At 69.3% G+C, this 24,791-nt stretch carries 25 protein-coding genes; 14 read left to right on the forward strand and 11 right to left on the reverse strand.

Annotated features, from left to right (window positions below; genetic code table 11):
- The 5 genes from Ate02nite_RS13775 to Ate02nite_RS13795 all read left to right on the forward strand — a co-directional run bounded on the left by Ate02nite_RS13775 (position 1) and on the right by Ate02nite_RS13795 (position 5,644).
- Positions 1–927: a carbohydrate ABC transporter permease gene (locus Ate02nite_RS13775; protein ID WP_203805271.1), complete on the forward strand. Its 927-nt coding sequence runs from the start codon at positions 1–3 to the stop codon at positions 925–927.
- On the forward strand, positions 924–1,733 hold the full coding sequence (locus tag Ate02nite_RS13780; protein ID WP_203805273.1) for a carbohydrate ABC transporter permease: 810 nt from the start codon (positions 924–926) through the stop codon (positions 1,731–1,733). The genes Ate02nite_RS13775 and Ate02nite_RS13780 overlap by 4 nt, the downstream gene beginning before the upstream one ends.
- A gap of 89 nt (positions 1,734–1,822) precedes the next feature.
- Entirely contained in the window at positions 1,823–3,688 is a 1,866-nt protein-coding gene (locus tag Ate02nite_RS13785) for a glycoside hydrolase family 127 protein (protein ID WP_203805275.1), read from the forward strand.
- 64 nt (positions 3,689–3,752) lie between these two features.
- The gene (locus Ate02nite_RS13790) at positions 3,753–4,751 is read left to right on the forward strand and encodes a LacI family DNA-binding transcriptional regulator (protein ID WP_203805277.1); all 999 of its coding nucleotides are present in this window, start codon (positions 3,753–3,755) and stop codon (positions 4,749–4,751) included.
- A 59-nt stretch (positions 4,752–4,810) separates the two neighbouring features.
- Complete coding sequence (locus tag Ate02nite_RS13795; protein ID WP_203805279.1) at positions 4,811–5,644, forward strand: sugar phosphate isomerase/epimerase family protein; 834 nt, start codon at positions 4,811–4,813, stop codon at positions 5,642–5,644.
- On the opposite strand, the gene Ate02nite_RS13800 is transcribed toward Ate02nite_RS13795, so the two are convergent.
- Genes Ate02nite_RS13800 through Ate02nite_RS13810 form a run of 3 tightly spaced genes read right to left on the reverse strand, consistent with a single transcriptional unit; the run spans position 5,641 to position 8,238 of the window.
- On the reverse strand, positions 5,641–5,793 hold the full coding sequence (locus Ate02nite_RS13800; RefSeq protein ID WP_203805281.1) for a hypothetical protein: 153 nt from the start codon (positions 5,791–5,793) through the stop codon (positions 5,641–5,643). The genes Ate02nite_RS13795 and Ate02nite_RS13800 overlap by 4 nt on opposite strands.
- Positions 5,786–7,561 (reverse strand): sensor histidine kinase, encoded by a 1,776-nt coding sequence (locus tag Ate02nite_RS13805; protein WP_203805283.1) that lies wholly within the window; start codon positions 7,559–7,561, stop codon positions 5,786–5,788. The genes Ate02nite_RS13800 and Ate02nite_RS13805 overlap by 8 nt, the downstream gene beginning before the upstream one ends.
- On the reverse strand, positions 7,546–8,238 hold the full coding sequence (locus Ate02nite_RS13810; RefSeq protein ID WP_203805285.1) for a response regulator transcription factor: 693 nt from the start codon (positions 8,236–8,238) through the stop codon (positions 7,546–7,548). The genes Ate02nite_RS13805 and Ate02nite_RS13810 overlap by 16 nt, the downstream gene beginning before the upstream one ends.
- 80 nt (positions 8,239–8,318) lie before the next feature.
- Between Ate02nite_RS13810 and Ate02nite_RS13815 the strand changes: the two genes are divergently transcribed.
- From Ate02nite_RS13815 to Ate02nite_RS13845, 7 genes are all read left to right on the forward strand, one after another.
- Positions 8,319–8,843: a hypothetical protein gene (locus Ate02nite_RS13815; RefSeq protein WP_203805287.1), complete on the forward strand. Its 525-nt coding sequence runs from the start codon at positions 8,319–8,321 to the stop codon at positions 8,841–8,843.
- Entirely contained in the window at positions 8,830–9,825 is a 996-nt protein-coding gene (locus Ate02nite_RS13820) for an efflux RND transporter periplasmic adaptor subunit (RefSeq protein ID WP_203805289.1), read from the forward strand. The genes Ate02nite_RS13815 and Ate02nite_RS13820 overlap by 14 nt, the downstream gene beginning before the upstream one ends.
- Entirely contained in the window at positions 9,822–10,484 is a 663-nt protein-coding gene (locus Ate02nite_RS13825) for an ABC transporter ATP-binding protein (protein ID WP_203805291.1), read from the forward strand. Before Ate02nite_RS13820 ends, Ate02nite_RS13825 begins: the two co-directional genes overlap by 4 nt.
- Positions 10,481–11,650 (forward strand): ABC transporter permease, encoded by a 1,170-nt coding sequence (locus Ate02nite_RS13830; protein ID WP_203805293.1) that lies wholly within the window; start codon positions 10,481–10,483, stop codon positions 11,648–11,650. The genes Ate02nite_RS13825 and Ate02nite_RS13830 overlap by 4 nt, the downstream gene beginning before the upstream one ends.
- A gap of 201 nt (positions 11,651–11,851) precedes the next feature.
- Positions 11,852–12,355 carry a hypothetical protein gene (locus tag Ate02nite_RS13835; RefSeq protein WP_203805295.1) on the forward strand — a complete coding sequence of 168 codons (504 nt, stop codon included), beginning with the start codon at positions 11,852–11,854 and terminating at the stop codon, positions 12,353–12,355.
- A gap of 85 nt (positions 12,356–12,440) precedes the next feature.
- Positions 12,441–12,902, forward strand: a complete 462-nt coding sequence (locus tag Ate02nite_RS13840; RefSeq protein ID WP_203805297.1) for a DUF427 domain-containing protein — start codon at positions 12,441–12,443, stop codon at positions 12,900–12,902.
- Positions 12,903–13,615: 713 nt separating this feature from the next.
- Positions 13,616–14,062: an SRPBCC family protein gene (locus Ate02nite_RS13845; RefSeq protein WP_203805299.1), complete on the forward strand. Its 447-nt coding sequence runs from the start codon at positions 13,616–13,618 to the stop codon at positions 14,060–14,062.
- Between the two features lie 146 nt (positions 14,063–14,208).
- On the opposite strand, the gene Ate02nite_RS13850 is transcribed toward Ate02nite_RS13845, so the two are convergent.
- The 5 genes from Ate02nite_RS13850 to Ate02nite_RS13870 form a co-directional block, all read right to left on the reverse strand.
- Positions 14,209–14,802: a hypothetical protein gene (locus Ate02nite_RS13850; RefSeq protein WP_203805301.1), complete on the reverse strand. Its 594-nt coding sequence runs from the start codon at positions 14,800–14,802 to the stop codon at positions 14,209–14,211.
- Positions 14,803–15,469: 667 nt separating this feature from the next.
- Positions 15,470–15,916, reverse strand: coding sequence for a DUF7002 family protein (locus Ate02nite_RS49985; protein ID WP_438871201.1), 447 nt, complete (start codon positions 15,914–15,916; stop codon positions 15,470–15,472).
- Positions 15,832–16,731, reverse strand: a complete 900-nt coding sequence (locus Ate02nite_RS13860) for a tetratricopeptide repeat protein (RefSeq protein WP_203805305.1) — start codon at positions 16,729–16,731, stop codon at positions 15,832–15,834. Before Ate02nite_RS13860 ends, Ate02nite_RS49985 begins: the two co-directional genes overlap by 85 nt.
- On the reverse strand, positions 16,731–17,702 hold the full coding sequence (locus tag Ate02nite_RS13865) for a hypothetical protein (RefSeq protein ID WP_203805307.1): 972 nt from the start codon (positions 17,700–17,702) through the stop codon (positions 16,731–16,733). Before Ate02nite_RS13865 ends, Ate02nite_RS13860 begins: the two co-directional genes overlap by 1 nt.
- A 44-nt stretch (positions 17,703–17,746) precedes the next feature.
- Positions 17,747–18,400, reverse strand: coding sequence for a hypothetical protein (locus tag Ate02nite_RS13870; RefSeq protein WP_203805309.1), 654 nt, complete (start codon positions 18,398–18,400; stop codon positions 17,747–17,749).
- A 439-nt stretch (positions 18,401–18,839) separates the two neighbouring features.
- Between Ate02nite_RS13870 and Ate02nite_RS13875 the strand changes: the two genes are divergently transcribed.
- Positions 18,840–19,784: a WD40 repeat domain-containing protein gene (locus Ate02nite_RS13875; RefSeq protein ID WP_203805311.1), complete on the forward strand. Its 945-nt coding sequence runs from the start codon at positions 18,840–18,842 to the stop codon at positions 19,782–19,784.
- A 21-nt stretch (positions 19,785–19,805) separates the two neighbouring features.
- Here the strand turns inward: Ate02nite_RS13875 and Ate02nite_RS13880 are convergent, their stop codons facing one another.
- Positions 19,806–20,447, reverse strand: coding sequence for a hypothetical protein (locus Ate02nite_RS13880; protein WP_239147386.1), 642 nt, complete (start codon positions 20,445–20,447; stop codon positions 19,806–19,808).
- 8 nt (positions 20,448–20,455) lie between these two features.
- Positions 20,456–22,141, reverse strand: a complete 1,686-nt coding sequence (locus Ate02nite_RS13885) for a serine/threonine-protein kinase (RefSeq protein ID WP_203805313.1) — start codon at positions 22,139–22,141, stop codon at positions 20,456–20,458.
- A gap of 182 nt (positions 22,142–22,323) precedes the next feature.
- On the opposite strand from Ate02nite_RS13885, the gene focA reads away from it, so the two are divergent.
- On the forward strand, positions 22,324–23,175 hold the full coding sequence (gene focA, locus Ate02nite_RS13890; RefSeq protein WP_203805315.1) for a formate transporter FocA: 852 nt from the start codon (positions 22,324–22,326) through the stop codon (positions 23,173–23,175).
- Here focA and Ate02nite_RS13895 read toward each other — a convergent pair.
- Positions 23,149–24,741, reverse strand: coding sequence for an acyl-CoA synthetase (locus tag Ate02nite_RS13895; RefSeq protein ID WP_239147387.1), 1,593 nt, complete (start codon positions 24,739–24,741; stop codon positions 23,149–23,151). The genes focA and Ate02nite_RS13895 overlap by 27 nt on opposite strands.
- Between the last annotated feature and the right edge of the window lie 50 nt (positions 24,742–24,791).

Consider the following 24,791-nt stretch of genomic DNA (forward strand, 5'->3'; position numbering starts at 1 on the left):
ATGACTCGCGCCGAGGCGGCACCCGCCGCCCCGGCGCGAGCCGCTAAACGACGCTCCGGCCAGTGGGCAGCCTGGGCGTTCCTCGCCCCGGTCGTGATCTACCTGATCGCGTTCTACGCGTACCCGCTGTACCGCAACCTCGATCTGAGCCTGCGGCACTACACGGTCCGGTCGTTCGTGCAGGGTGACGCCCCGTTCAGCGGGCTGGACAACTACCGGACGGTGGTCGACAACGCCACGTTCTGGCCGGAGTTCCTGCACACGGTCGCGTTCACCGGGGTGTCGCTGGTCTTCCAGTTCTCGATCGGGATGGCCCTCGCGGTCTTCTTCGCCCAGAACTTCCGGCTGTCGGCCACGTTGCGGGCGCTGTTCCTGGTGCCGTGGCTGCTGCCGCTGATCGTGAGCGCGTCGACCTGGTCGTGGATGCTCAACAGCGACTCCGGGGTGGTCAACTTCGCGCTCCGCTCGGTCGGCATCGATCCGGTCAACTGGCTGACGTCCCCGTCGTGGGCGCTGACCTCGGTGATCATCGCGAACGTCTGGATCGGGATCCCGTTCAACCTGGTCGTTCTCTACAGCGGACTGCAGTCCATCCCGTCGGAGATCTACGAGGCGGCGGCGCTGGACGGCGCCAACGGCTGGCAACGGTTCTGGCGGGTCACCTTCCCGCTGCTGCGGCCGGTCTCGGCGATCACCCTGCTGCTCGGACTGGTCTACACGCTGAAGGTCTTCGACATCATCTGGATCATGACAAAGGGCGGCCCGACCGACGCGTCGACCACCTTCGCCACCTGGTCCTACAAATTGAGCTTCGGAACCTTGGTGCCGCAGTTCGGGCCGGGCGCCGCGGTCGGCAATCTGCTGATCATCATGGCGCTGATCTTCGGCCTGCTCTACATCCGTATGCAGCGCAAGCAGGTGTCATGAAAAGTCGCGTCAAGACCGGCATCGGCGTCATCCTCACCGCGATCATGCTGTTCCCGGTCTACTGGATGGTCAACGTGTCCTTCACCAAGGACACCGACATGCGCCGCGATCCGCCCATTCTGTTCCCGTTCCACGGCACGCTCGAGGGCTATCGCGCCGTTATAGACCAACAAATGCCTTACCTGGGTACGAGTCTCCTGGTCGGACTGGGCACGGTGATCCTGACCGTCGCGTTGTCGGCGCCGGCCGGATATTCACTCGCCAAACTGCGGCCCCGAGGCGGCGGCGCGTTGTCATTCGTGCTGCTCATGGCGCAGATGATCCCCGGCATCATCATGGCGATGGGCTTCTACGCCATCTACCTCAAGCTCGGCGTCCTCAACAGCGCGGCCGGCTTGGTGCTCGCCGACTCCACGATCGCCGTCCCCTTCGGGGTTTTGATCTTCACGGCTTTCATGTCGGGGATTCCCAGCGAGTTGATCAACGCCGCGGAGATCGACGGCGCGGGGACATTTCGGACCTTCCGCTCGGTGGTGCTGCCGGTCAGCCGCAACGCCGTCGTCACGGTTTCGTTGTTCGCATTTCTCTGGGCGTGGTCCGACTTCGTCTTCGCCACCACGCTCGACGGCGGCGGCACCCGGCAGCCCATCACCCTCGGCATCTACCACTACATCGGCAACAACAACCAGCAATGGAACGCGATCATGGCCACCGCCGTCATCGCCTCCATCCCCGCCACGCTGCTGCTCATCCTGGCTCAGCGCTACGTGGCCGCCGGCGTCACCGCCGGCGCCGTGAAAGATTGAGGAACGCCCATGACCGAGCGCAGCGAGGGAATCAGCAAGCTCAGTCCGGAATTGGCTCATGGCAGCTCGGAGCCAAGCGAGGAGCTGGCATGACCGGCCCCGCCGTGCCGACGCCGTCGGCGCTCGCCGCCCTGCACCCACTCCCCCTGGACGCGGTCCGGTTCGACCCGAGCGGTCTGCTCGGCGGCTGGCAGCAACGCAACGTGGACGCCACCCTGCCGCACGTCATCGAGCAGTTGTCGGTCTACGGCAACCTCGACAACCTGCGCCGGATCACCGGTGACACGGACGCCGAGTTCAAGGGCATGTGGTTCGCCGACACCGACGTCTACAAGACCCTCGAGGCGATGGCCTGGTCGGGCACCTACCCGGAGTTCCTCACCGACATCGCCGCGCTGCTGGAGAAGGCCCAGGAACCGGACGGCTACCTGGACTCCTACTACCAGGTCGAACGCCGCGATCAGCAGTGGTCCGACCTGGGCTTCAGCCACGAGATGTACATCGCCGGCCATCTCATCCAGGCGGCCGTCGCCGCGGCGCGCGGCGCCGGGGCTCCCCAGTTGGTCGCGGTGGCGCGCCGGTTCGCCGATTTGCTCGTACGCCGTTTCGGTGCCGACGGCGCGGACGTGATCGACGGCCACCCCGAGGTGGAGACCGCGCTCGTCGAGCTGTACCGGTTGACCGGCGAAGTCGCGTATTTGAATCTCGCTCGGCGTTTCCTGGAGCTTCGGGGGCACGGGATGCTCGGCGACGGGCGGTTCGGGCCGCGCTACTGGCAGGATCACGCCCCGCTGCTGGCCGCCGACGAGGCCACCGGGCACGCGGTCCGGCAGGTATATCTGCTGGCCGGAGCGGTCGACGTGGCGGTCGAGACGCAGGACACCACGCTGCTGGCCGCGGCCGAACGGCTCTGGGACTCGGCGCTGGCCAGCAAGACCTACCTGACCGGCGGCCAGGGCTCCCGGCACAAGGACGAAGGCTTCGGCGATCCGTACGAGCTACCGCCGGACCGGGCCTACGCCGAGACGTGCGCGGCGATCGGCAGCTTCCAGCTCGCGTGGCGGCTGCTGCTGGCCACCGGGCGCTCGTCCTACGCCGACGAGATGGAACGGCTGCTCTACAACGGCATCGCGGCCAGCACGGCCCTCGATGGGCGGGCGTTCTTCTACTCCAACCCGCTGCAGTTGCGCACCGGCCACGACGGTTCCCACGAGGACACCCCGTCGCAGCGGCTCACCTGGTACTCCTGCGCCTGCTGCCCGCCCAACCTGGCGAGGCTGATGGCCTCGCTGCATGCTTACGCCGCGACGACCACTTCCGCCGGGCTGCAGATCCATCTGTACGGGGCGGGCACGGTTACCGCCGGCGCGCATTCAGTGGACGTCCAGACGTCGTATCCGTGGGACGAGACGATCACCATCAAGGTCCTCTCGGCCGGCGACGGGCCTTGGACGCTTTCGCTCCGGGTGCCCTCCTGGTGTCAGGATGCGCGGCTGACCGTGAACGGCTCGCTGATCCGGGCCGGGGCGCAGTCCGGATATCTGCCCATTTCCCGGACCTGGAAAGCCGGCGACGTCGTCACGCTGACGCTGGCCATGCCGCCGCAGCTCGTCGCCGCGCACCCCCGAGTCGACGCGGTGCGGGGCAGCGTGGCGCTCACCCGCGGCCCGATCGTCTACTGCCTCGAACACGCCGATGTGCCCGCCTCCCTGGCCGGGGTCGCGTTCGAGGACCTGAGCATCGATGTCGGCTCGCCGATCGGACTCGGCACCGGCATCGCCCCCGTGACGCTCCTGCCCACGCTTCGTCCCCGTACCGCTGAATCGGATTTGCTCTATCGGCCGCTCGCCCCCGGCGGCGCCGAAGGGCCCGGCGCGACCGTGCCGGCCATCCCCTACTTCCTGTGGGCCAACCGGGAAGCCGGACCCATGCGGGTCTGGATCCCATTCAGCTGACTTGATGAACACGGGCCGGGACCGCCTGCACGGTCCCGGCCCACCCACGCGGTAGTTTGCTGACATGACCCGGCCGCGCACCGCCACCATCCGCGACGTGGCCGCCTTGGCCGGCGTCTCGGTGGGCACCGCGTCCAAAGCACTGAACGGCCGCGGCTCACTGCGCGCCGACACGGTGGCCCGGGTCCGCCAGGCCGCCGACCAGCTGGATTTCCACCCCAATCCCGCCGCCCGCAGCCTGCACGCCGGCCGTACCTTCACGGTCGGCATGATCACCACCGACACCATCGGCCGGTTCTCCATCCCGCTGCTGATCGGCGCCGAGGACACCCTGGGCGCCGGCGAGATGTCGGTGCTGCTGTGCGACGCCCGCGACGACCGCATCCGCGAACAGCACCACCTGCGCATCCTGCTGAGCCGCCGGGTGGACGGCATCATCGTCACCGGCCGCCGAGCCGGCACCCGCACCCCGGTGGCCGCCGCCCCGGGCGTACCGGTCGTCTACGCCTTCCTGGCCTCCTCGGCCGCCACCGACTGCTCGGTGGTCCCCGACGAGGAGGGCGGCGCCCGCCTGGCGGTAGACCACCTGCGCACGGTGGGCCGCCGCCGGATCGCGGTGATCACCGGCCCCGAACACCACCATTCCGCGAGGGTGCGAGCCCAGGCCGCCGTGGCCCACCTGGGCGAGTCGCTGGCCGCTCCGCCGCTGCACGGCGAGTGGAGCGAGGCCTGGGGCCGCCAGGCCGCCGGCCTGCTGCTGGCCCAGCAAACCGACTTCGACGCCGTGGTCTGCGGAAGCGACCAGATAGCAAGGGGCGTGGCCGACGCGCTGCGCGAGGCCGGCCGCGCGGTCCCCCGAGACGTGGCCCTGGTCGGCTTCGACAACTGGGACGTGATCGCGCTGGCCAGCCGCCCCCCGCTGACCAGCATCGACATGGACCTGGAGGGCCTGGGCCGAGCGGCGGCGTCCCTGCTGCTGAAGGCCATCAGTGGCAGCCCGTCCCCCGGCATCCACCGCCACCCCGCCAAATTGGTGATCCGCGACTCCACTGTGGCCGCCTGAGGTCCTTTTGACGGGTTTCGCCGGACTGCCGGCCGCGCTCGGAGACCTACGCTCCGGCCATGCCCGACGAACGTTTGCTCGCGACCTGCTGGACCACCGCCGGAGCTGCAAGCCCGCTGCCGGGTGATCAGCGCAGCCCGGTGCCGATCCGCAAGCGCGTCGCGGCCGCGTCGGCGGCCGGGTTTCAGGGCATCGGGCTGCTGCACGCCGATCTCATGCCCGCGCTCGACCAGTACGGGTCCGGCGGGCTGCGGGCGCTGCTCGACGATCACGGGATCGTCGACCTTGAGCTGGAGCTGATCACCGGGTGGTGGAGCGCCGAGTCTGAACCGGTGCGCCGGGACCTGCTGGCCGCGGCCGAGGCCCTGGGGGCCCGGCACATCAAGGTCGGGCCGGACGTCTCGGACGGGCCCTGGGAGCACGATCGGTGGGTGGCCGCGTTCGCGGCGCTGGCCGCCGAGGCGGCCGAGGCCGGCACCCGGGTCGGGCTGGAGTTTCTGCCGTGGTCGAACATCAAGACCGTGCACGACGGCCTTGCCCTGGTACGGGCGGCCGGGCATCCGGCCGGCGGGCTGATCATCGACGTCTGGCACACCGAGCGGGCGCACACCCCGCCGGCCGACCTGGCCGCGGTGCCGGTGGAGTACATCGTCGGGGTCGAGCTCAACGACGCGGACGCCGAGCCGGTCGGGACGCTGTTCGAGGACACCGTGCATCGGCGGCGGCTGTGCGGCGAAGGCACGTTCGACCTGGCCGGGGTCGTCGCCGCGCTGCGGGACACCGGCTGGCGGGGACCGTGGGGCGTGGAGATCCTGTCCGACGAGCACCGCCGGGCACCGCTGCGGCGGGCGGTTGCCGACGCGTTCCGGACGGCTCGCGCCCTGGTCGGCTAGCGGTCTCGCTTCGGGTCGTCCTTCATGACCGGCTTGACCAGCGGCTCGCGGCTCGGCTTCTCGTTCGTCAGGAAGACGAGCGCGAAGATCAGGGCCGCGATGGCGAGCGGGATGCCGGCGAAGAGGAGAGCACCCTCTAGATCAGTCACCTGTCTCAAGGTACGCCGGCAGGTGGAGGGTGAACGTCGCGCCCTCGCCGGGTGGGCTGGTCACCGCTACCGTGCCGCCGTGGGCCTCGGCCAGCTTGCGGGTGATGGCCAGGCCCAGGCCGCTGCCGCCGGTCTGCCGGTTGCGGGACTTCTCGGCGCGCCAGAAACGCTCGAACACCAGCGGCAGGTCGGCGGCGGCGATCCCGGGGCCCTGGTCGGTGACCGCGATGGTCACCGTGTCGCCGACCCGGCGGGCCAGCAGGCGCACCGGGCGGCCGGGCGCCGAATGGCGTACGGCATTGCTGGTCAGGTTGCCGATCGCCTGGCGCAGGCGAATCGGATCGGCCGGCACCGTCAGGCCGTCCTCGGCCTCCACCAGCACCGGCACCGACGCGGTGCGGAAGGTGGCGGTGATCTGGGCCAGCATCTCCGCCAGGTCCACCTCGGTGCGGTGCAGGCGCAGCTCGCCGGCGTCGGCGGCGGAGAGGTCCTGCAGGTCGTTGATCACGTGCTGGAGCATGATGGCCTCCTCCAGCAGGGAGTTGACCAACTCCTCGTCCAGGACGGCCACCCCGTCCTCGGCCGCCTCCAGCCAGCCCCGGATGTTGGTCACCGGGGTGCGCATCTCGTGGGCGATGTCGCCGACCATGTCGCGGCGCAGCTGCTCGGCCTCCTGGCGGCGGGCCGCCATGTCGTTGAAGGCCGCGCCCAGACGAGCGATCTCGTCGTTGCCGCGAACGGTGACCCTCGCGGTGCCGTCGCCGTCGCGCATCCGGGAGGCGGCCGTGGTGAGCGCTCGCAGCGGGCCGACCAGGCGGCGGCCCAGCAGCGCGCCGGCCAGCACCGTGACCAGCAGGACCAGGGCGCTCACCCCGGCGATCCGGGCCTGGTTCGCCGGCGACAGGTCGAAGCCGGTGGCCGGCGAGACGCCGGGCGTGGTCAGGTAGAGCAGGGCGGCCGGGGCGGTGTAGCCGGCCAGCTGGGTGCGGCGGGACTGGGCCACGCACCGGTCCACCGCGGTGTCCAGGCCGAGCCCGGCACGGACCGCGCCCGGGTCCTCCCAGCGCCAGGTGAAGTCGGGCGACATGTGGACCGTGGGGGCGTTGCGCGGGCGCAGGCAGTCGTTGACCAGCGCCTCCAGCTGGGCCAGGGCCTTACGTTCGGTGGCGGTCGGCTCGGCCAGGGCGCCCCGCGGGCGCAGGCACGCCTCGTCGAGGGAGAGGTCGGCGCCGGGGGTCTCGACCCGCGGACGGCCGCTCGGGTCGACCACGACCCGGGCCTCGCGCGCCAGCCGGTTGGCCGGCTCGTAGTCGCCGGAATCGGTGGTGCGAAGGCAGTCCACGACCGACGCGGCCATGGCCCCGAGGGCCGTACGCTCGGCCGCCGGCAGCAGGAACGGGCCGACCGCGCGGCTGTCGATCCGCGAGGAGAGGTCCTGCAGCGGGTCCACGGTGGCGGAGGGGCGGGCCGGCAGCGCGCCGCTTCCCGAATCGGCGATCGGGGTGCCGTCCTGGCGGGTCAGCGTCACCCGGTGGCCGGTCGAGGCGGCCAGCGACCGCACCACCGGGGCGGCCGAGTCCCACGTGCGGTGGGTGGCGGCGTAGCCGAGGAGGGTGTCGTAGACGCGGGCGTCGTCGGTCAGGGCCTGCGCCTGTTCCTGGCGGATCGCCTTTGTGGTGGTGCGCACGACCAGCCAGGCGGTGGCGGCCACCGAGCAGATCGAGACCACGGCGAGGGCGGCCAGCAGGCGTACTAGGAGGGAGTGCATAGCTTGTAGCCGACGCCGTACACGGTCATCAGCATCTCGGGGTTGCGCGGGTCGGTTTCGATCTTCTTCCGCAGGTTCATGACGTGTACGTCGACCGTGCGGACGGTCACGTACCGGTCGAAGCCGTGCAGGCGGCGCAGCAGCTGGGCCCTCGTGAAGACTCGGCCGGGCTCGCCGGCCAGGGCGGAGAGCAGTTCGAACTCGCCGGGAGTGCAGTCGATCTCGCGCTGCCCGAGCAGCACTTCATGGCGTACCGGATCAATGCGTAACGAACCCACCTGGAGCGATCGATCGGGCGGCGCGGAACGCGCGGCGCCGGTGCGCCGCAGCAGCGAGCGCACCCGGGCGACCAGCTCGCGCGGGCTGTACGGCTTGGTCAGATAGTCGTCGGCGCCCAGGTCCAAGCCCATGAGCAGGTCGTTCTCGCCGGCCCGGGCGGTCAGCATCAGCACCGGAAGGTTGGACTCGGAGCGCAGCACCCGGCAGACGTCGAGACCGTCCATCCGCGGCATCAGCACGTCGAGCACCAGCAGATCGGGGCCGGAGCGCCGCCATTCGTCGAGCGCGGCGCGGCCGTCACCGACCACCGTGACGGAGTGGCCGTCGTGCTCGAGGTAGCGGCGCACCAGCTCGGCCTGCTTGGCGTCATCCTCGGCGACCAGCACATGTGCGCACATGGCGGCGAGTGTAGGCGGGATCATCGACGGCTCACGAAATCCTGACAGGATCACTAAAAGTGCCCGGCAGGGTCGCCGTCATGCGAAAAATCATGCTCGCCCTGACCGGGGTGGTGGCCCTTTCCGGGTGCGCCACCACGCCGTCCGCGGCTGTCGTCCCTTCGTTGAGCAGCCCACCGTCCACCTCTTCCGCTCCGGCCGCCGATCAGCGGCCGCAACTGCGGTTGGACACCAGCGACGAGGAGCGGCGGCGGCTGTACACCGCCTACGACGACTGCCTGGTCGGGCACGGCGTGAAAGTCCTGGTCAACATCCCCGGGCCGCAGGGCGGGCGGCGGCTCGACGACAGCGGCGACCCGAAGTCGGCCTACTTGGCGTGCGCTTCTCGTTTGCCGCTGCAGCCCAAGGAGCTCGACGAGGACGCCAACCCGAACTTCGCCGCACAGTGGAACGATCACGTTCGCTGCCTGCGTAAACACGGCATCAAGGTGCACGTGACCAAGCCCGGCGAGTGGACCTGGGACAGCGAGACCAACGTGCACCCGCCGAACGAGGACCAGATCGAGCAGGACTGCCTCCGGGAGGCCTTCGGTGCGGGCAGTTAAGGTCTCGGTCGCCGTGCTGGCGCTGGCCGCGGCCGGTTTCGGGGCTACTCGGGCCTTTCCCGGGCGGGCCGCTCCGGCTCCGGTGGCCAAACCCTCGCTCACCGTCGCCACGGTCACCCGGGCCGACCTGGCGGACAGCCGGATGATGCCCGGCACGCTCGGCTACGGGGCCGGGGTGACGGTGCGTGGCAGCGGGGCCGGCATCGTCACCCAACTGCCCAAGGTCGGCGCCACCGTGCGTCGGGGGAAGCCGCTGTACCGGGTGGACGACCAGCCGGTCGTCGTCCTGTTCGGCGGCACTCCCCTGTTCCGGCCCTTGGACAAACCCGGCCTGACTGGCCGGGACGTGGCCGAGCTGCGAGACAACCTCACGATCATGGGGTACGCCTCCCACCGCGTACGGGACAACGACGTGCTCGATAACGGTCTGCTGGCGGCCGTACACAAGTGGTTGAAAGATCTTGATCTGGATGTTCTCTCCCCCGCCCGGGCGGTCGTCCTCGATGGCCCCGGGCGGGTCTCCGCACTCACCGCCCGGCTGGGCGACCCCGCCGCCGGCGACCTGTTCACGGTCACCGGCACCGGGAAGGTCGTTACCGTGCCGCTCGACGCGTCCGACGCCGGCGGCGTCCGGGTCGGCGCGGCAGTGAGCGTCCAACTCCCCTCCGGCGACGCCGTTCCCGGCGTCGTGGGTTCGGTCGGGACGGTCGCCGAGGCCGGCGAAACCCCGAAGGTCACGGTGACCGTCAAGGTGTCCGCGGCGAAGCTGGACGCGGCGGCGGTGCAGGTCAGGTTCACCGGCCAGGTACGCAAGCAGGTGCTGACCGTTCCGGTGGGCGCGCTTGTCGCGTTGCGCGAGGGCGGCTACGCCGTGCAGAAGACCGACGGCTCGCTGCTGCCGGTCAAGACCGGAATGTTCGCCGACGGCCTGGTCGAGGTCGACCTGGTCCCCGAAGGCCTGGAAGTGGTGACCACACCGTGAGCGTCCTGGCCCTGACCAACGTCACCAAGTCGTACCCCGGTGGCGTCACCGCGCTGAACGAGGTCTCGCTGACCGTCACCGCCGGTGACCTGCTCGGCATCATCGGCCCGTCCGGCTCCGGCAAGTCCACCCTGCTCAACATCATGGGCACCCTGGACGCCCCGACCACCGGCACGGTCCAGGTGGACGGCGTCGACACGGGCACCCTGCGCGACCGCCAGCTGGCCACCCTGCGTGGCACCCGGATCGGTTTCGTCTTCCAGCAGTTCCATCTTCTCGACGCGCTGACTGCGGCTGACAACGTGGCGACCGCACTGCTCTACACCGCAGTGCCGCGCCGGCGCCGGCGTTCCCTGGCGGTGGCCGCGCTGGACCGGGTCGGCCTGGGTCATCGCGTCGACCATCGGCCTCAGCAGTTGTCCGGGGGTGAGAAACAGCGGGTGGCGATCGCTCGCGCCCTGGTCCATCGGCCTGCGCTGGTCCTGGCGGACGAGCCCACCGGGGCGCTGGACACCGCTAACGGTGCTGCTGTGCTGGCCCTGCTGGCCGACCTCAACCAGGCTGACGGGACCACCATCGCCGTCATCACCCACGACCGCGACATCGCCGCTCAGCTCCCGCGGCGGATCACCCTGCGCGATGGGCGGATCGTCCCGTGACGCCCGGTGACATCCTGCGACTCGGGCTGCTCGGGGTGCGGGGTCGGCGTGCGCGGGCTGCTCTGTCCGCTCTCGGCATCGCGATCGGGGTGGCCACGATGGTTGTGGTCACCGCTATCCCGGCGGCCGGGCGGCAGGCCCTGGCCGATCGGCTGGCTGCCCTGGGCACCAACCTGCTGCGGGTGCAGCCGGTCAGTGTTGGCGAGGACCCGACCATTCTGCCGGCCGAATCCATCGCGATGGCCGGTCGGATCGGGCCGGTCACCTCGGTCAGCGCTGTTGCCAATACGCATGCGGTGGTGCGGCGGTCGGATCTGATCGACCCCAACGACGGGTCGGGGCTTACTGTGCTCGCGGCCCGGGCCGATCTGCTGCCGGCCGCGGGGGCGACCATGCAGAGCGGTTCGTTCCTCACCTCGGCGACGTCGCGCTTTCCGGTGGCGATTCTGGGGTATGAGGCGGCGGCCCGTCTCGGCTATGCCAGCGTGCCGCCGTCCGGGCGGGTGTCGATCGGGAACCGGTGGTTCAGCATCGGCGGGATCATGGCGCCTGCTCCCCTGGCGCCCGAGCTCGACCATTCCGTTTTGGTGGGGTGGGATGCCGCTCGGACGAACCTTGGGTTTGATGGGCATCCGACTGTTCTTTATGTGCGGGCTCGCGAGGACGCCATCGATTCGGTGCGGGCGGTACTGCCGGCCACGGTCTACCCGGCGCTTCCGGGTCTCGTGCAGGTGAGCCGGCCGTCCGACGCTCTCGCGGCCAAGCGAGAAGGTGACCGCACGTTCGGGGCGTTGTTCCTCGGGTTGGCGGCGGTTTCTTTGCTGGTGGGGGCAGTTGGGGTGGCCAACACGATGGTTATCTCGGTGCTGGAGAGGCGGCGAGAGATCGGGTTGAGACGGGCGCTTGGGGCTCATCGGAGCCACATCCGGGCGCAGTTCCTTACCGAGTCGGTGTTGTTGTCGGCCTTGGGCGGGGCGGCCGGAGCGGTGACCGGCATCGTGGCGACCGCCGCCTATGTCACCTGGCAGCAATGGCCGCTGGTCATCCCGGCGGGCCCGCTGGCCATCGGGGTGGCCGGTGCGCTGGCGGCCGGGGTGGTGGCCGGCCTGTACCCGGCGATCCGAGCCGCCCGCCTGACGCCGACCGAGGCTCTGGCCACCGTTTGACCGAACCGCCTGCCGTCTCCGGGTTCGAGTCCAAGATGGCCGCCGAGAACCACCGACACGGGAAACATGAATCGACTGTGGTCAGAGCGCGAACCGTGGCGGCCGAACGCGCGGTGAGCTGGTTAAAACGTCGTCGTACGAGAGACTAGGAACGTGCGAGCGAGACGACGAGACTCCGGCAGGGAAGCAGCCGAACGGGGTGTGGCCGCCTACTTGGCGGACGATGACGCCGAGGTTTACAACCTGACCGACGCCGTTGTTCGACAGGATGCGCTCGGGGCGGCTCTCAACTTGACCGCTCTCGCGGCGGAAGCAGTCGCTGACCTGGCCGCCAGCCAAGGAGTTCAGCCCGGGCAGGCCCTGCGAGCGCTCACGGCCGACCGGCTGGAGGCGTCTCCGGAGCCTGCTGCGCAGATCACCTACCCAACTTCGATGGATGACTACGACTGGGAGATGGCCAAGGCCAAGGGTTGGATCGAGGTGACGGTTCGCTGGGCCGACAGCAGCAAGGCGATCACCATCTATGACCCGGTTCGGTTGGCTCAAGAGGTGGCGGATGCGGTGGCAGGGCAGGGCTACTTCGCCGAGTCGGCAGCGGTTGTCGTACCGGCTGTGACCAAGGAAGCGGTCGAGGATGTCATCGCGCAACTGGCGCGGAAGCGCTTCACCGACGTCGTCTGGCACGCTCGCCGGACGGCGCCGTAAAGGCTTCTCCGCCGACGGACAGTGATTGCCGAACCGGGCAGGCGCGATGACAGCGGGCCGGCGGGCCGGGTGGCAAGCTGTACCCATGGAGTCGGTGTGGGACTACCCGCGGCCGCCTCGCTTGGAGCGCACTGGTGCCCTGGTGACGGTGGTTCACGCGGGGCAGGTGATCGTCGACAGCGACCGTTGCTGGCGAGTCTTGGAGACCTCACACCCGCCGGTTTACTACGTGCCCCGCGATGGCATCGCCGATGGTGTGCTGCAGCCCGGGGCGGGCCAGTCGTACTGCGAGTTCAAGGGTGTCGCCGACTATTGGGACCTGGTCGTCGGCGACAGCCGGGTGCGACAGGCCGGCTGGTCCTACGAGCGCCCTACATCCGCGTACGCCGACCTTGCCGGTGCGGTTGCCTTCTATCCGAGCCGGGTCGACGAATGCCGGGTGGCCGGCGAACTGGTCCGGCCCCAGGAGGGCGACTTCTACGGCGGTTGGATCACCGCGGACATCATCGGCCCGTTCAAGGGCGGCCCAGGAACGATGGGCTGGTGAACGGCCATCCCCACCGAACTCACTCGGCGGTCGGCGCGTACTCAGCGGCAGGAAAGTGCACCCGGCGCCTTGCCTTGCCTTGCGGCCCGCGGCCACAGGGTGAATGCGGTTGCGCACTACCGTCAGTTGGGGAATCGTCCGCGAGCGGGGTGAGGCGTGTGCGCATACGGCTACGACGGTTATACGTCGACGCGCGTGTCTTTGTGTGGCGCGCGGAAATCCGTCACGTACAGGGTAGCGGCGACTGCCACCGCTGTATTCGCGTACGCGTTTGGGGCGATGGCCGGGCCAGTCGGGCGCTTCAAGCCGACCTGTTATCTCGTGCGCGGCCGGCACCGTGGGGCGCCTGCGCGACCGACGGCGCCTATCCCAGCTCCGCCGAGGTCCGAGCGGTCATCACCTACGCCCTGGACCACGGCTGGGGCCCCGACCTGAAGGGCGGAACGTTCGTGTTGTCCGCACGGGAACACGCAGGCCAGTTCTTCTTGCCCGGCTTCCTGCTGACTGACCGCCTGCACACACCGGACGGCGACGATCCCACAATGCAGGTGATGCGCTCCTACGAGACGGATCGACGAGGCTGACAGCCAACTGCCTCCCAGCAGATCGTGCACGCGACTGCCGCCCACCAGGTACGGCCACGACTCCGTCTCGGGCTGACGCGCGATATCAGCGCCATGACCGGAGGCCGGTACTACAGTAAACTCCGCGCCGTGAAGTCGACGGTGTCGGTAACACAGGAACGGCGTATCGCTGCGGCCCCAGGCGCAGTCTGGTACGTCGTCACAACGCCGCAAATGTACGAGCAACTGGATCCTCGTTGTCACCTGGAGTCGGCAACGGGCAACGGCGAAGTCGGATCGCAGTACGTCTTCACCGTTCGTGCCGGTCTCGCGCGGGCACGCCTTCACTATGTGATCCGCGAAGCGACCCCGGATGCGAGATGGATGGCCGAGGTCGATCGTGCGGGCAAGCATGCCGGCGTCCAACGCGCCGAACTGCTGCCGGACACGGCAGGCACCCTGCTGCGGTGGACCGTGGATATGCCGACCGGCCGTTTGACCCGTCGCCTGGTGACCGCATCGTGCAAGCGCGAGCTGAGCAAGTGGCTTACCACCGTCGACTATTACTCGCGATCCATACAGGGCAGCACCGCCTGAGCGCGACGACCGTCCATCAGCGCGTTCAGGCCCCGGCCCCGCACACCCTCGCTCCGGCAGTGAGTGACGACCCTCCGAGCTCCCAACGCGCCGGACAGCGGCAGATAAGCCCGTCGCTAGGCGCCGGTTCAATGCGCTTGGAACCGTCAGGGTGAATGGTCCGGAAAGGGATTTGGGTCTCGCGGCTCAAGGAGTGCGCCATCGTTGCCTCGTCGCCAGGTGTGGCCGGCCTCATCCCGGAATTGAATCCACGGTACGAGCTTGTTGTTGGCGTACTCGCCCTGATAACGGTATGAACCGGAGCCTCCGACGGGGTATCCGCCCAAGGGCATCCTGATATGCGTTACGCCGGGTGGGATCACTCCGATCGCCCTATCGGGCATACCTTCCGGGCCCTCAGGAGCGTATGCGATACACGCGTACACACAGCCGTGACTGTTGTTCACCACGACGAGATGCCCTGACCTCTCGTCATCCCCCGGGCCGTAGAAGAAGTTGCCGCCGTCGACGGGTGTGCGTTCATGGCGGCCGTCGACCACCGCGGCGGACGGGCCAGGGTTCTCAACGAGGTAGTAGGTGATCCGCTCAGCCTGTGCGCGCCTATCGCTCTCGAGAACATAACGACGAGCCTCTTCAGTCCGTCGTCTCTCAATTAGCAGTGATGCGACGACCGCCCCGAAAGCGAGCATGCCGCCGACTCCTGCGATCCAATCAGGCACGCTCCCCCAGTCAGGTTTCATGTCCTGATTGTTAATCAAAGGTGCAAAAAGGAAACTATATCGCGTTCGAAGCAGGCTACTGACGCTCCACTGCCTGCACTCGAACCGAGCGCGGATCGCGGCAGAGATCCGGATGTCTGACGCCGTCATCTACCCTCTGGATCACCGACCCCGTAAGAGGTCAAACCCTCCGCGAAAGCGCGACAATCCGGGCAATCCGTGAATCGACACGTTGACCTTGCGAAGTTCCTGCTCGCTCAGAACAGGACCCCTCCATGATCCACACGCAGGCCGCGTGGAGTGCCAACATGCCGGACAATTCGGCAGCTGCGATGTCGACCTTGCCGAGTTGCTGTGAGCTCCTGACGGCAACTCTCCTAGATCTACACGGATTGGGCGACGAACCGCAGCATCGCCACCGGCCGGCGGTCTGAACCGCCTACCGGTGAGAAACCGGGAGACAGACCGGAATCCGCCCGTCCGGAAACTCAGCCACTCGCAAGGCGCGCGCTCATCGGCTAAATGAGTAATCGTGACATGCCGGGTGGCGCCTGGTCTGGCTCCGTGCGGTTACCGCGTGTCTTGGTCGCGGGGTGGGCTGTCGTTGTTGAAGGCATGCCGGGAGCCAAGCCTCTTACGATGCCGTTGTCGTGCGAGGGCCGAGGGCTTGGCGTCCCTCGGGCTGGACTCAGCCGCCGGCGCCTTCGATCTTCCTGGTCAGGTCGAGGATGTCCGGGACGGCGTCCAGCACGGTGACCTCTACCAGGGCGCCGTCGCGGCCGTACCGGCGGCGGTACTCCTTCGCTTGGCGTAGCCGGTCCAGTCGTTCGGGGCTGGCCCAGAAGAAGACCCGGGAGTTGATGGCGGCGAGGTATTCGGCCAGCGACGAGCGTGGATCGATCTTCTCCGCGATGAATTTCATCGGCTTTTGATCGCGGATCACGGCCGGTGGCAGGCCCGCGCGCGCAGGACAGTGGACTGCTTGCGAGGTGCGTTCAAGAGGCGGATGCCTATGCCGGAGATGATGCCGGACGTCCGTCTCTGCTGGTCTTATCCGCCCTGAGGGTCGTATATGTCGTCGGCCTGGTCTCGGGCTTGGTCTCGTAGTTCGGTGAAGCGTTCGGTGGAGCCCCACGGGCTGGTGCGGACGCAGTCTTCGCCGATCAGGTCGTAGATGTTGCAGGCCTCGCGGTAGTAGCCGGCCAGCGTCAGGCTGTAGGCGAAGTTGTTCCACAGCAGCGGAGTCGACAGCGACCACCGGTAGCTCTCGTGCCAGAACGAGTTGTGGGCGGCGGCGTAGATCTCGCCGGCCACGTCGGTGCGCCGGAGGTATTTGTCGCCGCCCTCGGCGCGGCGGTGCTCCAGGTGTGCTTCCGCGACCAATATCGGAAGGTCGGTGCCGGGGTGAGCGGCAGCCCTGGTCCGGGCGAAGTCGAACATCATCTCGGGGCTGCCGAACCACTTGGGCTTCAGGTACTCCAGCATCTGAAGGTGGCCGTGCAGGTGGGCCGGGGAGATGTCGGTCAGCCGGTCGAAGCGCCGCCAGGCCTCCTCCGCGGGCACCTGCCGGGCCCGACTCAGGGTGACCTGGTAATGCCAGGCCTCGACGCACTTCGGGTCGCGGGCGACCACCTCGTCGAGGCAGTTCTGGGCCAGTTCGAGCCGCCGGACCCAGACCGTCAGCTGTTGTTCGCTGAGCTTGTTGCCCCATCCGGACCCGCGGGCCTCCCAGGCCCACGAGACGGCGCGGGCTCCCCTGATCAGCAGCGGCAGGATGGAGTGCGGCTCGGCGCGGACCACATCGGGGATCCACTCCTCCACACCCTTCAGATGCGCTGCATATCCCAGGTACGCCGCGAAGTGGTCGGCGTCGGCGACGGTGAGCACGGCCCGGGCCGTCGGCCAGTCCCGCTGGACGAGCGCTCGTTCGAACTGCATGAAGGACGACATCAGTCGAGACTTTCCCTGGTGTAGTTGCGGGAGCTGACGAAGAACTCCGTGTCGCCCCACGGATCTCGGGTGATCCAGTCGTCGCCGATCGAGGTGAACAGGCTCCAGGCCGGCTTGTGGAAGTCGCCGTAGGCGAACGCGTAGGCGAAGTTGTTCCAGACGATCGGGGTCAGCACCGAGGCCTCGTAGTCGTCGTGCCAGAACGAGGCCTGCCCCGCGTCCCACACCTCGTCCATGACGGCCTCCGACTCCCAGTAGTCCAGTGGGAGACCCCGATCCGGGTCGTCGGGCTTGGCCAGGTACGCCTGGTATGCGTTGTGCTCGCGGTGTGCGAGCACGACGAGGGCCGGGACGTGCGTGCCGGGGCATGCCTCGGCACGGGCGCGGGCGAATTCGAACATGGCCTCCGAACTGCCGCCCCACTCGGGGCTCAGGGCGAGAAGCATCTGCTCGTGGCCGTACCAGTTGTCCGGCTCGATCATGATCAGCCGCTCGAAACGTCGCCGGCGCTCCTCAACGGGCAGGCCCAGCGCGCGGCTTACCGCGATCGACCAGATCCACGCGTCGGCGCGGCCGGGATCGCGCCGCAGAACCTCCTCGACGTACGTCTCGGCCTCGCCTACCAGCCTCCGCCAGAGCTCTGCTCCGGCCGTGCTGATGGGACCGGAAACGCCGTCCCGGCGCAGATCCCAGGCCGAGGTCAGCAGGCCGGCGCCGCACAGCAGGAGCGGCAGGAGCGGGTCCGGGTCCCCCGGGACGACGCCGGCGATCCACCGTTCGACACCAACCGTGGTCGCCGCGACCGAGAAGTAGTAGGAACGCTCTTCCGGTTCGGCCGTCGCAAGGATCTCGCGGGCGGCCGGCCAGTCCTTGCGGCGAAGCGCACGACGCAGGACCTCGACATCGTCGTCGAGGAAACGACAGAACTCCGGAGCCTCGGCGCCCCTGCTCTTCTTCGATTTCGACCACACGGCCGCAGATCGTATGCGCTACCGAGCCGCTCCGGAAGATCAGCTCACAGCAGGGCGTCGAGGAGCTTGTTTGCTCGGTCCTCGTGTTCGGCGTAGGCGTCCGGGACTGCTGAGCGCTGCACTGCCTGGGCTGCTTCGCCCAGGGGTTTGGACTCCCAGTCGGGGACCTTCAGGAGGCGGCCGTAGAAAGCATCCGCCGCGTAGCGCGGTTTCATCAGCTCGGGGACGGTGCCCCAGCCCTGGCTTGGGCGCTGCTGGAAGACGCCGAGTGAGTCGAAGTTGGCGCCGCTTCCCTCGTTTGGCTGGTCCAGGGAGGCCGGGACGGTTGGGTTGGCCAGGTTGCGCAGGCTTGATTCCTGCAAGCCGGTCATCATCGCCACCAGCATCGCTCGGCGGGGAAGACCGCGCTCCTGGCCTACCTGCACGATCACGGCGGCGTTGTTCATCTGCGCCTGATTCAGGCCGGCCAGCGGCTGCGGTGGCCGGGTGGTGGCTGATGCCTTCGGCGATGGGGAACGGGCCGCGGCCTGCTTGGAAGGGGCCGGCGAGACCCGTACGCCTCGGGTGGAGATTGTCGTCTTGGGTTGTAGTGCGGCGTCGATCGCGACCGGGACCTCGGCCGGCTGCTCGGCGCCGCTGATGGCCAGGACACCGGCTACCGCGGCCGAGACGGCGGTCAGCACTATCAGGGTGGGCACCGCGCGGCCTCGGCGGCGGGCTCTCCGGTGCCGGCGAGTTGTTGACCAGTCCGTCTCGTACATGTTCGGCCGGGATCCGGGCCACTGGTGCGGCACGGCCGTCGACCGGGACTCGAGGTCATCGGCCTGGAGGTAGGCGACACGTTGACGCGCTGCCGGACGATCCGAGTACACCGGCGCCACAGACGCGACCGCCCTTCCGTAAACCTGGCCTTCTGTCCGGTATTACGGGGGAACGGTGGTGCCCGGATCAAACCTGAGCGGATCAGTCGCCAGGGACGGCGGATTTCGGTGTTAGCGTCCGAGGGTGGGCCTTCGCCGGGCTTTGGTGAGGCGGGCCGTTCTGTTCAGTGCGGTCGCCATCGCCGCTGTCGCGGTCGGGTGCACGGACCCGGAGAGGACTCGGGAGCCGGCCCACTACGACCCCCATGTCCGGGTCATGGACGTTGGCCACCAGGGCAATACCACTGCGGTGGTGTTCAGCCCGGACGGGCGGCTGCTCGCTACCGCGAGCTTTGACGAGACGGTTCGGGTCTGGGATCTTGCCGCCGGGCGTACGGTGCGCAGCCTGTTCACTGACGTCATCTCGTCTCAGGTTTTGGCGTTCAGCCCGGACAGCCGACTCCTGGCCACCGCCGGGGAAATCACCGATGACGGCGTCGGGAGCGTGCTGCTCTGGGACGTGGCCTCGGGAGATCGCCTGGCCACCCTGCCCGGGCTCGAGCGGCTCAACTCCGGTGTTGCCTTCAGCCCGGACGGCACCATTCTCGCGGCCGGCAGCTACAACAACGGCGGGGCCGGTGGGAGCGGCATTCCCCGGTGGATGGTCAAGCTCTGGGACGTGGCTACCAGGCGCGAAACGGCCACGTTGGCCGGCGACGGCTATGTCGTGAAGGTCGCGTTCAGCCCGGATGGTGACCTGCTCGCGGTTAGCACCGACGAGGTCCAGCTGATTCGGATGACCGACCGGCGGGTGACAGATCGGTTTCCGGGGGCGAACGCCACCTTCGGCCCGGATGGCATTCTCATCGCCGTCAGCACCGCGGGGAACGTGCTGATCCGGGACATGGCCGGGCGTACCAGTGTCACCATTCCGGCCGACTCGGTGGCGGACCTGGAGTTCAGTCCGGAGGCCACCACGCTCGCAATCGGCACCATGGACGGCGTGGTCCGCCTGTGCGACGTTCAGTCCGGCCGGATCGTCGCCACCGATCCCGGTCGGCAGCGGCATTTCAACGCCGGCGGGACCACTGCGACCGAAGGCATGGTCGCGGACCTTGCGTTCAGCCCGGACGGGCGGACGATCGCCGTCGCGGACTGGTATCGAACGATGCGGCTCTTCGACGTCGCCGGTGCGGTAGCCGGCCCCACCGCCTCCCGTTGAGGAAAATCAACCGGAGGAAAATCAACGGCGGCAGCGGTACGCGACCTTGGTGGTGGCCTGCATGGGCGTCGGTTCGGTGATGTTCAGGGTGGCGGTCTCGGTGGTGGTGCCTACGCCGTTGAACGTCCATTTCAGGGTCAAGGCGGCCGTGCGCTGGCCGCTGCCCACCTGCTCGGTCAGCACCGCGCTCGGCGGGTTGTCCGAGCGGATCCACTGGTAGCGGATCGTGCCGCTCTTGCCGTTGGTGTGCACGGTGGCGACCACGTTGACGGTGACGTCGCAGCTGTTTCCGGCCGGCTTGGGCACCGCCACCGTGGCGCTCTCCACCACCAGTGGGCTGAGGCGCTGCCACAGGTAGAGGCCGACCACCACGACCAGGGCGAGCGTCAGCAGGCTGGAGAGGATCGACACCAGCCGGCGCCACCGCGGGCGGCGCGGGGCCGCGGGGGCGGTCGGCCAGCTGGGAGCGGCGACCGGCACGCCGGGGCCGAAGCGCACTTCGATGGCGGGCGGCGGCGCGCTCCGCTGTGCGGGCGGGACGACGTGGGCGGTGGTGTCCGGGTTGCCGAGGTACACGGTGGGGACGGGGCGGTCGATGGTCGCCCACGGGTCGGCGGGCGGGGGCATCGCTCGGTCGTCAAAGGGGTCCTGCGGGCGAGTCACGCCTGCTCCTAACCGGGGGTGCAGACGTTGGTGAGGGTCACGTACACCGGTTTCGCGGATTGGGTCTTGTTTCCCGCGGCGTCGGCGGCGTTGGCGTAGACCGGAATCCGGGTGGCCGACTTCGGTGCGGGCAGCGGGCCGAGCGTTCCCTGGAAGGCGCCTCGCCCGGCGGACTTCATCGCGACGGTCGAGGTGCTGCCGTTCAGGGCGTAGGTGAAGCTGACCGTCAGGGACCCCGCGTCGCTCTGGTCGTCGGAGACGGTGACCGCGATGGTGCTGGTGCGGGTGCCGTACTGGCAGTTCTCGGCCTCCAGGCCGGTCGGGCTCGCGCTGACCGTGCCCACCAAGGGCGCGGTGGTGTCGGCCGGCGGAGGCGGCGAGGTGCTGGTCGACGGGCTCGGCGTGGGCGTGGTGGTGGTCGTCGGCGGCGTGGTGGTGGTCGGGGCCGTCGGGGTGGTGGGGGTGGTGCCCGGGTCCGCCGGGGTGGTCGTCGCCGGGTCGCCAGGGTTCGTGGTGGTCGGTGTGGCAGAGGAGGGCGACGGCAGCGCTGAGGAAGCCGATGATGGCGTCGCCGCCGAGACCGTGGGGTCCGAACTCGACGGCCCGGCCACCGCCGGAGCGACGATGAGCGGGCTCTTCGGGCCGTCCGCGACGTCCGGGGATTCGGCGGCGGCGTAGCGGTACCCCGCCCCGCCGACCAGCAGGGCCGCAACAATGCCGCCGGCCGCCAGCGCGGTCATCTTGCGTCCGCGCCGGACGACCCCGGGCCGGCTGGCGCCGAGCGTCGTGGTGGCCAGGCTGGTGGCGCCGCCGGCACGCTCCGGGAAAGGCCACAACAGGGCCAGCAGGGCGGCCCGCCGGGCCAGGTCGTCCCACCCGCTCTTTTCCCAATCTTGGCCGTACGCCGTGCCGGCCACCCGCTCCAGGATCTCGATGAAGGCGAGGGCGTGCTGTGGCCGGTCGGTCGGCTGCTTGGCCATGCCGTGCCGGAGCAGGTCGTGCACCGCCGCGGGCGCGGGATCGGTCGGGATCGGGGCGTTCGCGTGCTGCTCGTGCAGGGCGAACAGGTTCGGTCCGTCGTACGGTGGCTTGCCGGTCAGGCACTCGAAGAAGGTGGCGGTGGCGGCGTAGATGTCGCAGGCCGGGGTGGCCGGGAGGCCGGTCCACTGCTCGGGGGCCATGTAGCGCGGCGTGCCGGTGACGATGGTGTCGGCGCCCTGGCCGACCGACGTGGCGATGCCGAAGTCGGCAAGCTTGCTCCGGCCCTCCCCGGTGACCAGGACGTTTTCCGGCTTGTAGTCGCGGTGCACGACTCCGTGGGCGTGCGCCGCGCCCAGCCCGGCCAGGGAGCCCTTGAGCACGCAGAGCGCCGCCTCGGGGGTGGTCGGGCCGTGCTCGCGCAGCATCTGCCGCAGCGACACCCCGTTGACCAGCTCCATCACGATCGCCGCGCCCTCGGCGGACTCGACGTATTCGTACAGCCGGGAGACGTTGGGGTCGTTGATCTGCCCGAGTAGTCGGGCCTCTTTGCGGAAGGCGTCGCGGAACGACGCGTCGTCGCCGAGGGCCGGCGTCAGGTACTTGATCGCGACAGCGGTGCCCGAGGCGTCGTGGGTCGCCAGCACGACGCTGCCGGAAGCGCCGGCGCCGAGCGGGCGAACAGGCGTGTAGCCGGACAGCTGCCAGCCGCTCATGCGAAGCACTCCACCGTGAAGGGGCGGATGTCTGCCTCCGCCGCGCGGCCCATTGTGTCCGGGCAGAGACGGTGATGGATCCCCGCAACGGCTGATTTCGTCGGCCGGACGGGCGACCCCGAACCCGGCCGGGTGACTTTCGGCCCGTCCGGACGGGAGGGGTACCGGCCTACGATCCCGGCATGTCCATGCTCAGCCCGGTGCAGATGGCTCAGGCGGCCGAGGACGCCGCGTACGGCAAAGCCACCAGCAAGCCGCTGAAATCGTTCCTGCTCGGGCTGACCGGTGGGGCGTTCATCGCGCTGGGGTTCGTCTTCTACGTGACCAGCCAGGTCGGGGCGACCGGGCTGGCCTGGTCGGGCGGGGTGAAGGTGGTCGGTGGCATCGTGTTCGCCACCGGGCTGGTGCTTGTCGTGCTGACCGGTGCCGAGCTGTTCACCTCGTCGACCCTCACGCTGACCGCGCGGGCCAGTGGGCGCATCACCTGGGGTCAGCTCTTCCGGAACTGGGGCGTGGTCTACGTCGCCAACTTCCTGGGCGCACTGACCGTGGTGGCGCTGGTCTATCTCGGCGGGGTCTGGCGCAACGCCAATGGTGGCTGGGGCGCGGTGGTGCTGCACAGTGCGCTGACCAAGGTGCAGCACACCTACGTGCAGGCCGTCGCGCTCGGCATCCTGTGCAACCTGATGGTGTGCCTGGCGGTCTGGGCGGCGTACTCCGGCCGTACCACCACGGACAAAATCCTGGCCGTCACCATGCCGGTGGCCCTTTTTGTGGCCACGGGTTTTGAGCATTCGGTGGCCAACATGTTCATGATCCCGCTCGGGCTGCTGATCAAGGACCATGCCGACGCCGGCTTCTGGAGCGGCGCCGGCCTCTCCCGGGGCGATTTCGCCGACCTGACCTGGTCGCACTTCCTCCTGCACAACCTGGTGCCGGTCACCGTGGGTAACGTCATCGGCGGTGGCATCATGATCGGCGTCTTCTACTGGACGGTCTTCCGGGGATCAATCCACCGGGAGATCGCGGCGTAGCACCTTGCCGGTGGCGTTGCGCGGCAGCGCGTCCAGGAACACGACGTCGCGCGGGACCTTGTAGCGGGCCAGGCTCGCCTTCACGTGGTCCTTGATCACCTGGGGATCGCGGGCCGCGTCGTCGGTGGGCACGATGAAGGCGCGCAGGCGCTTGCCGAAGTCCGGGTCGTCCACGCCGATCACCGCGACCTCGACCACGTCGTCGCGTTCGGCGAGCAGGTTCTCCACCTCGACCGGGTAGACGTTCTCGCCGCCGGAGATGACCATGTCGTCGTCGCGGCCGTCGATGAACAGCAGGCCCTCGGCGTCGAAGTGGCCCTGGTCGCCGGTGGCCATGTGGCCGTCGATGACCTGCTTGTGCTGGCCGTCGGTGTAACCCTCGAACGGGATTCCGGTGCGCACGAACACCCGGCCGTGCACCCCGGCCCCGGTGATCCGGCGGTCCTGGTCGTCGTAGAGCGCGACGTGCACGGTGACCGGCGGCTTGCCGACCGTCCCGGGCGCTCGGCGGGCCTCGGCCGGCTGGGCCACCGAGGCGACGGCGACCTCGGTGGAGCCGTACACGTTGTAGACCACGTCGCCGAACGCCTCGTGGAACCGGCTGGTCAGCTCGGGTGCCAGGGCCGAGCCGGCGACGAAGACGGTCTTCAGCGACTTCGTGTCGTACTTGCTGATGACCTCCGGGCCGAGGGCGAGGATCCGGGTGAGCATGGTGGGCACCGCGACCAGCATCTGCGCCCGGTGCTCGGCGATGGCCGCCAGGATGCTCTCGGCGTCGAAGCGGCGCAGCAGCACGGCGTGGTTGGCCAGCGACAGCCCGACCGTCCAGGCACCGAAGCCGGTGCTGTGGAACAGCGGCGACGCGAACACCGCCGCACCCTGCCGCGGGAACGGGATGCGGTCCGCGATCAGGGCGCTGGCCAGCGGCGACACCTTGGTGCGGGGCGCGCCCTTGGGCAGTCCGGTGGTGCCGCTGGTGAGGATGATGAACCCACCCGGCCGGTCGGGCAGCGGCAGCGGCGTGACGGGGTGCGCCGCGATCAACTCGTCGAGAGTCGTGTCCGAAATAGAAGGCGTGGACGAACCCCAGGTCAGGTAGCGCGGGATGTCGTCCGGCAGGCCCTCGACCAGGTCGGCGAACTCGCTGTCGTACAGCACCACCCGGACCTTCTCCCGGGCCACCACCTCGGCGAACTGCTGCTTCGCGAGGCCGGTGTTCATCAGCGCCAGGCGCAGGGTGGCCCGGGCGGTGCCGCTGATCGCCAGCAGCAGACCGCGGTGGTCGCGGGCCAGGACCCCGACCACCGCCCGGTCCGGCAGGCCCAGCTCCTTCAGGGCATGGGCCAGGGCGTTGGACTGCTCGTCCAGCTCCCGGTAGGTCAGGGTCCCCCGGTCGTCGGTCACCGCCGGGAAGTCCGGGTGCTCGGCGGCCGCCTTCATGATCAGAGCGGCCTGCGGGCCGAGCCGGGCGTTGTTCACGGCGGCGCGCAGCAGCCGCCGCGGACGCGACAGATTGATGATCCCGATCTGGTGCATCCGCAGGACGGCGTGCAAATGCTCGATCATGGTCAGCGCCCTTGTTCGGTGTTCCCCCGACGACTTGGCGTGACCGTAAT

The sequence above is a fragment of the Paractinoplanes tereljensis genome (genome assembly GCF_016862435.1).
In the GTDB taxonomy this organism is placed as follows: domain Bacteria; phylum Actinomycetota; class Actinomycetes; order Mycobacteriales; family Micromonosporaceae; genus Actinoplanes; species Actinoplanes tereljensis.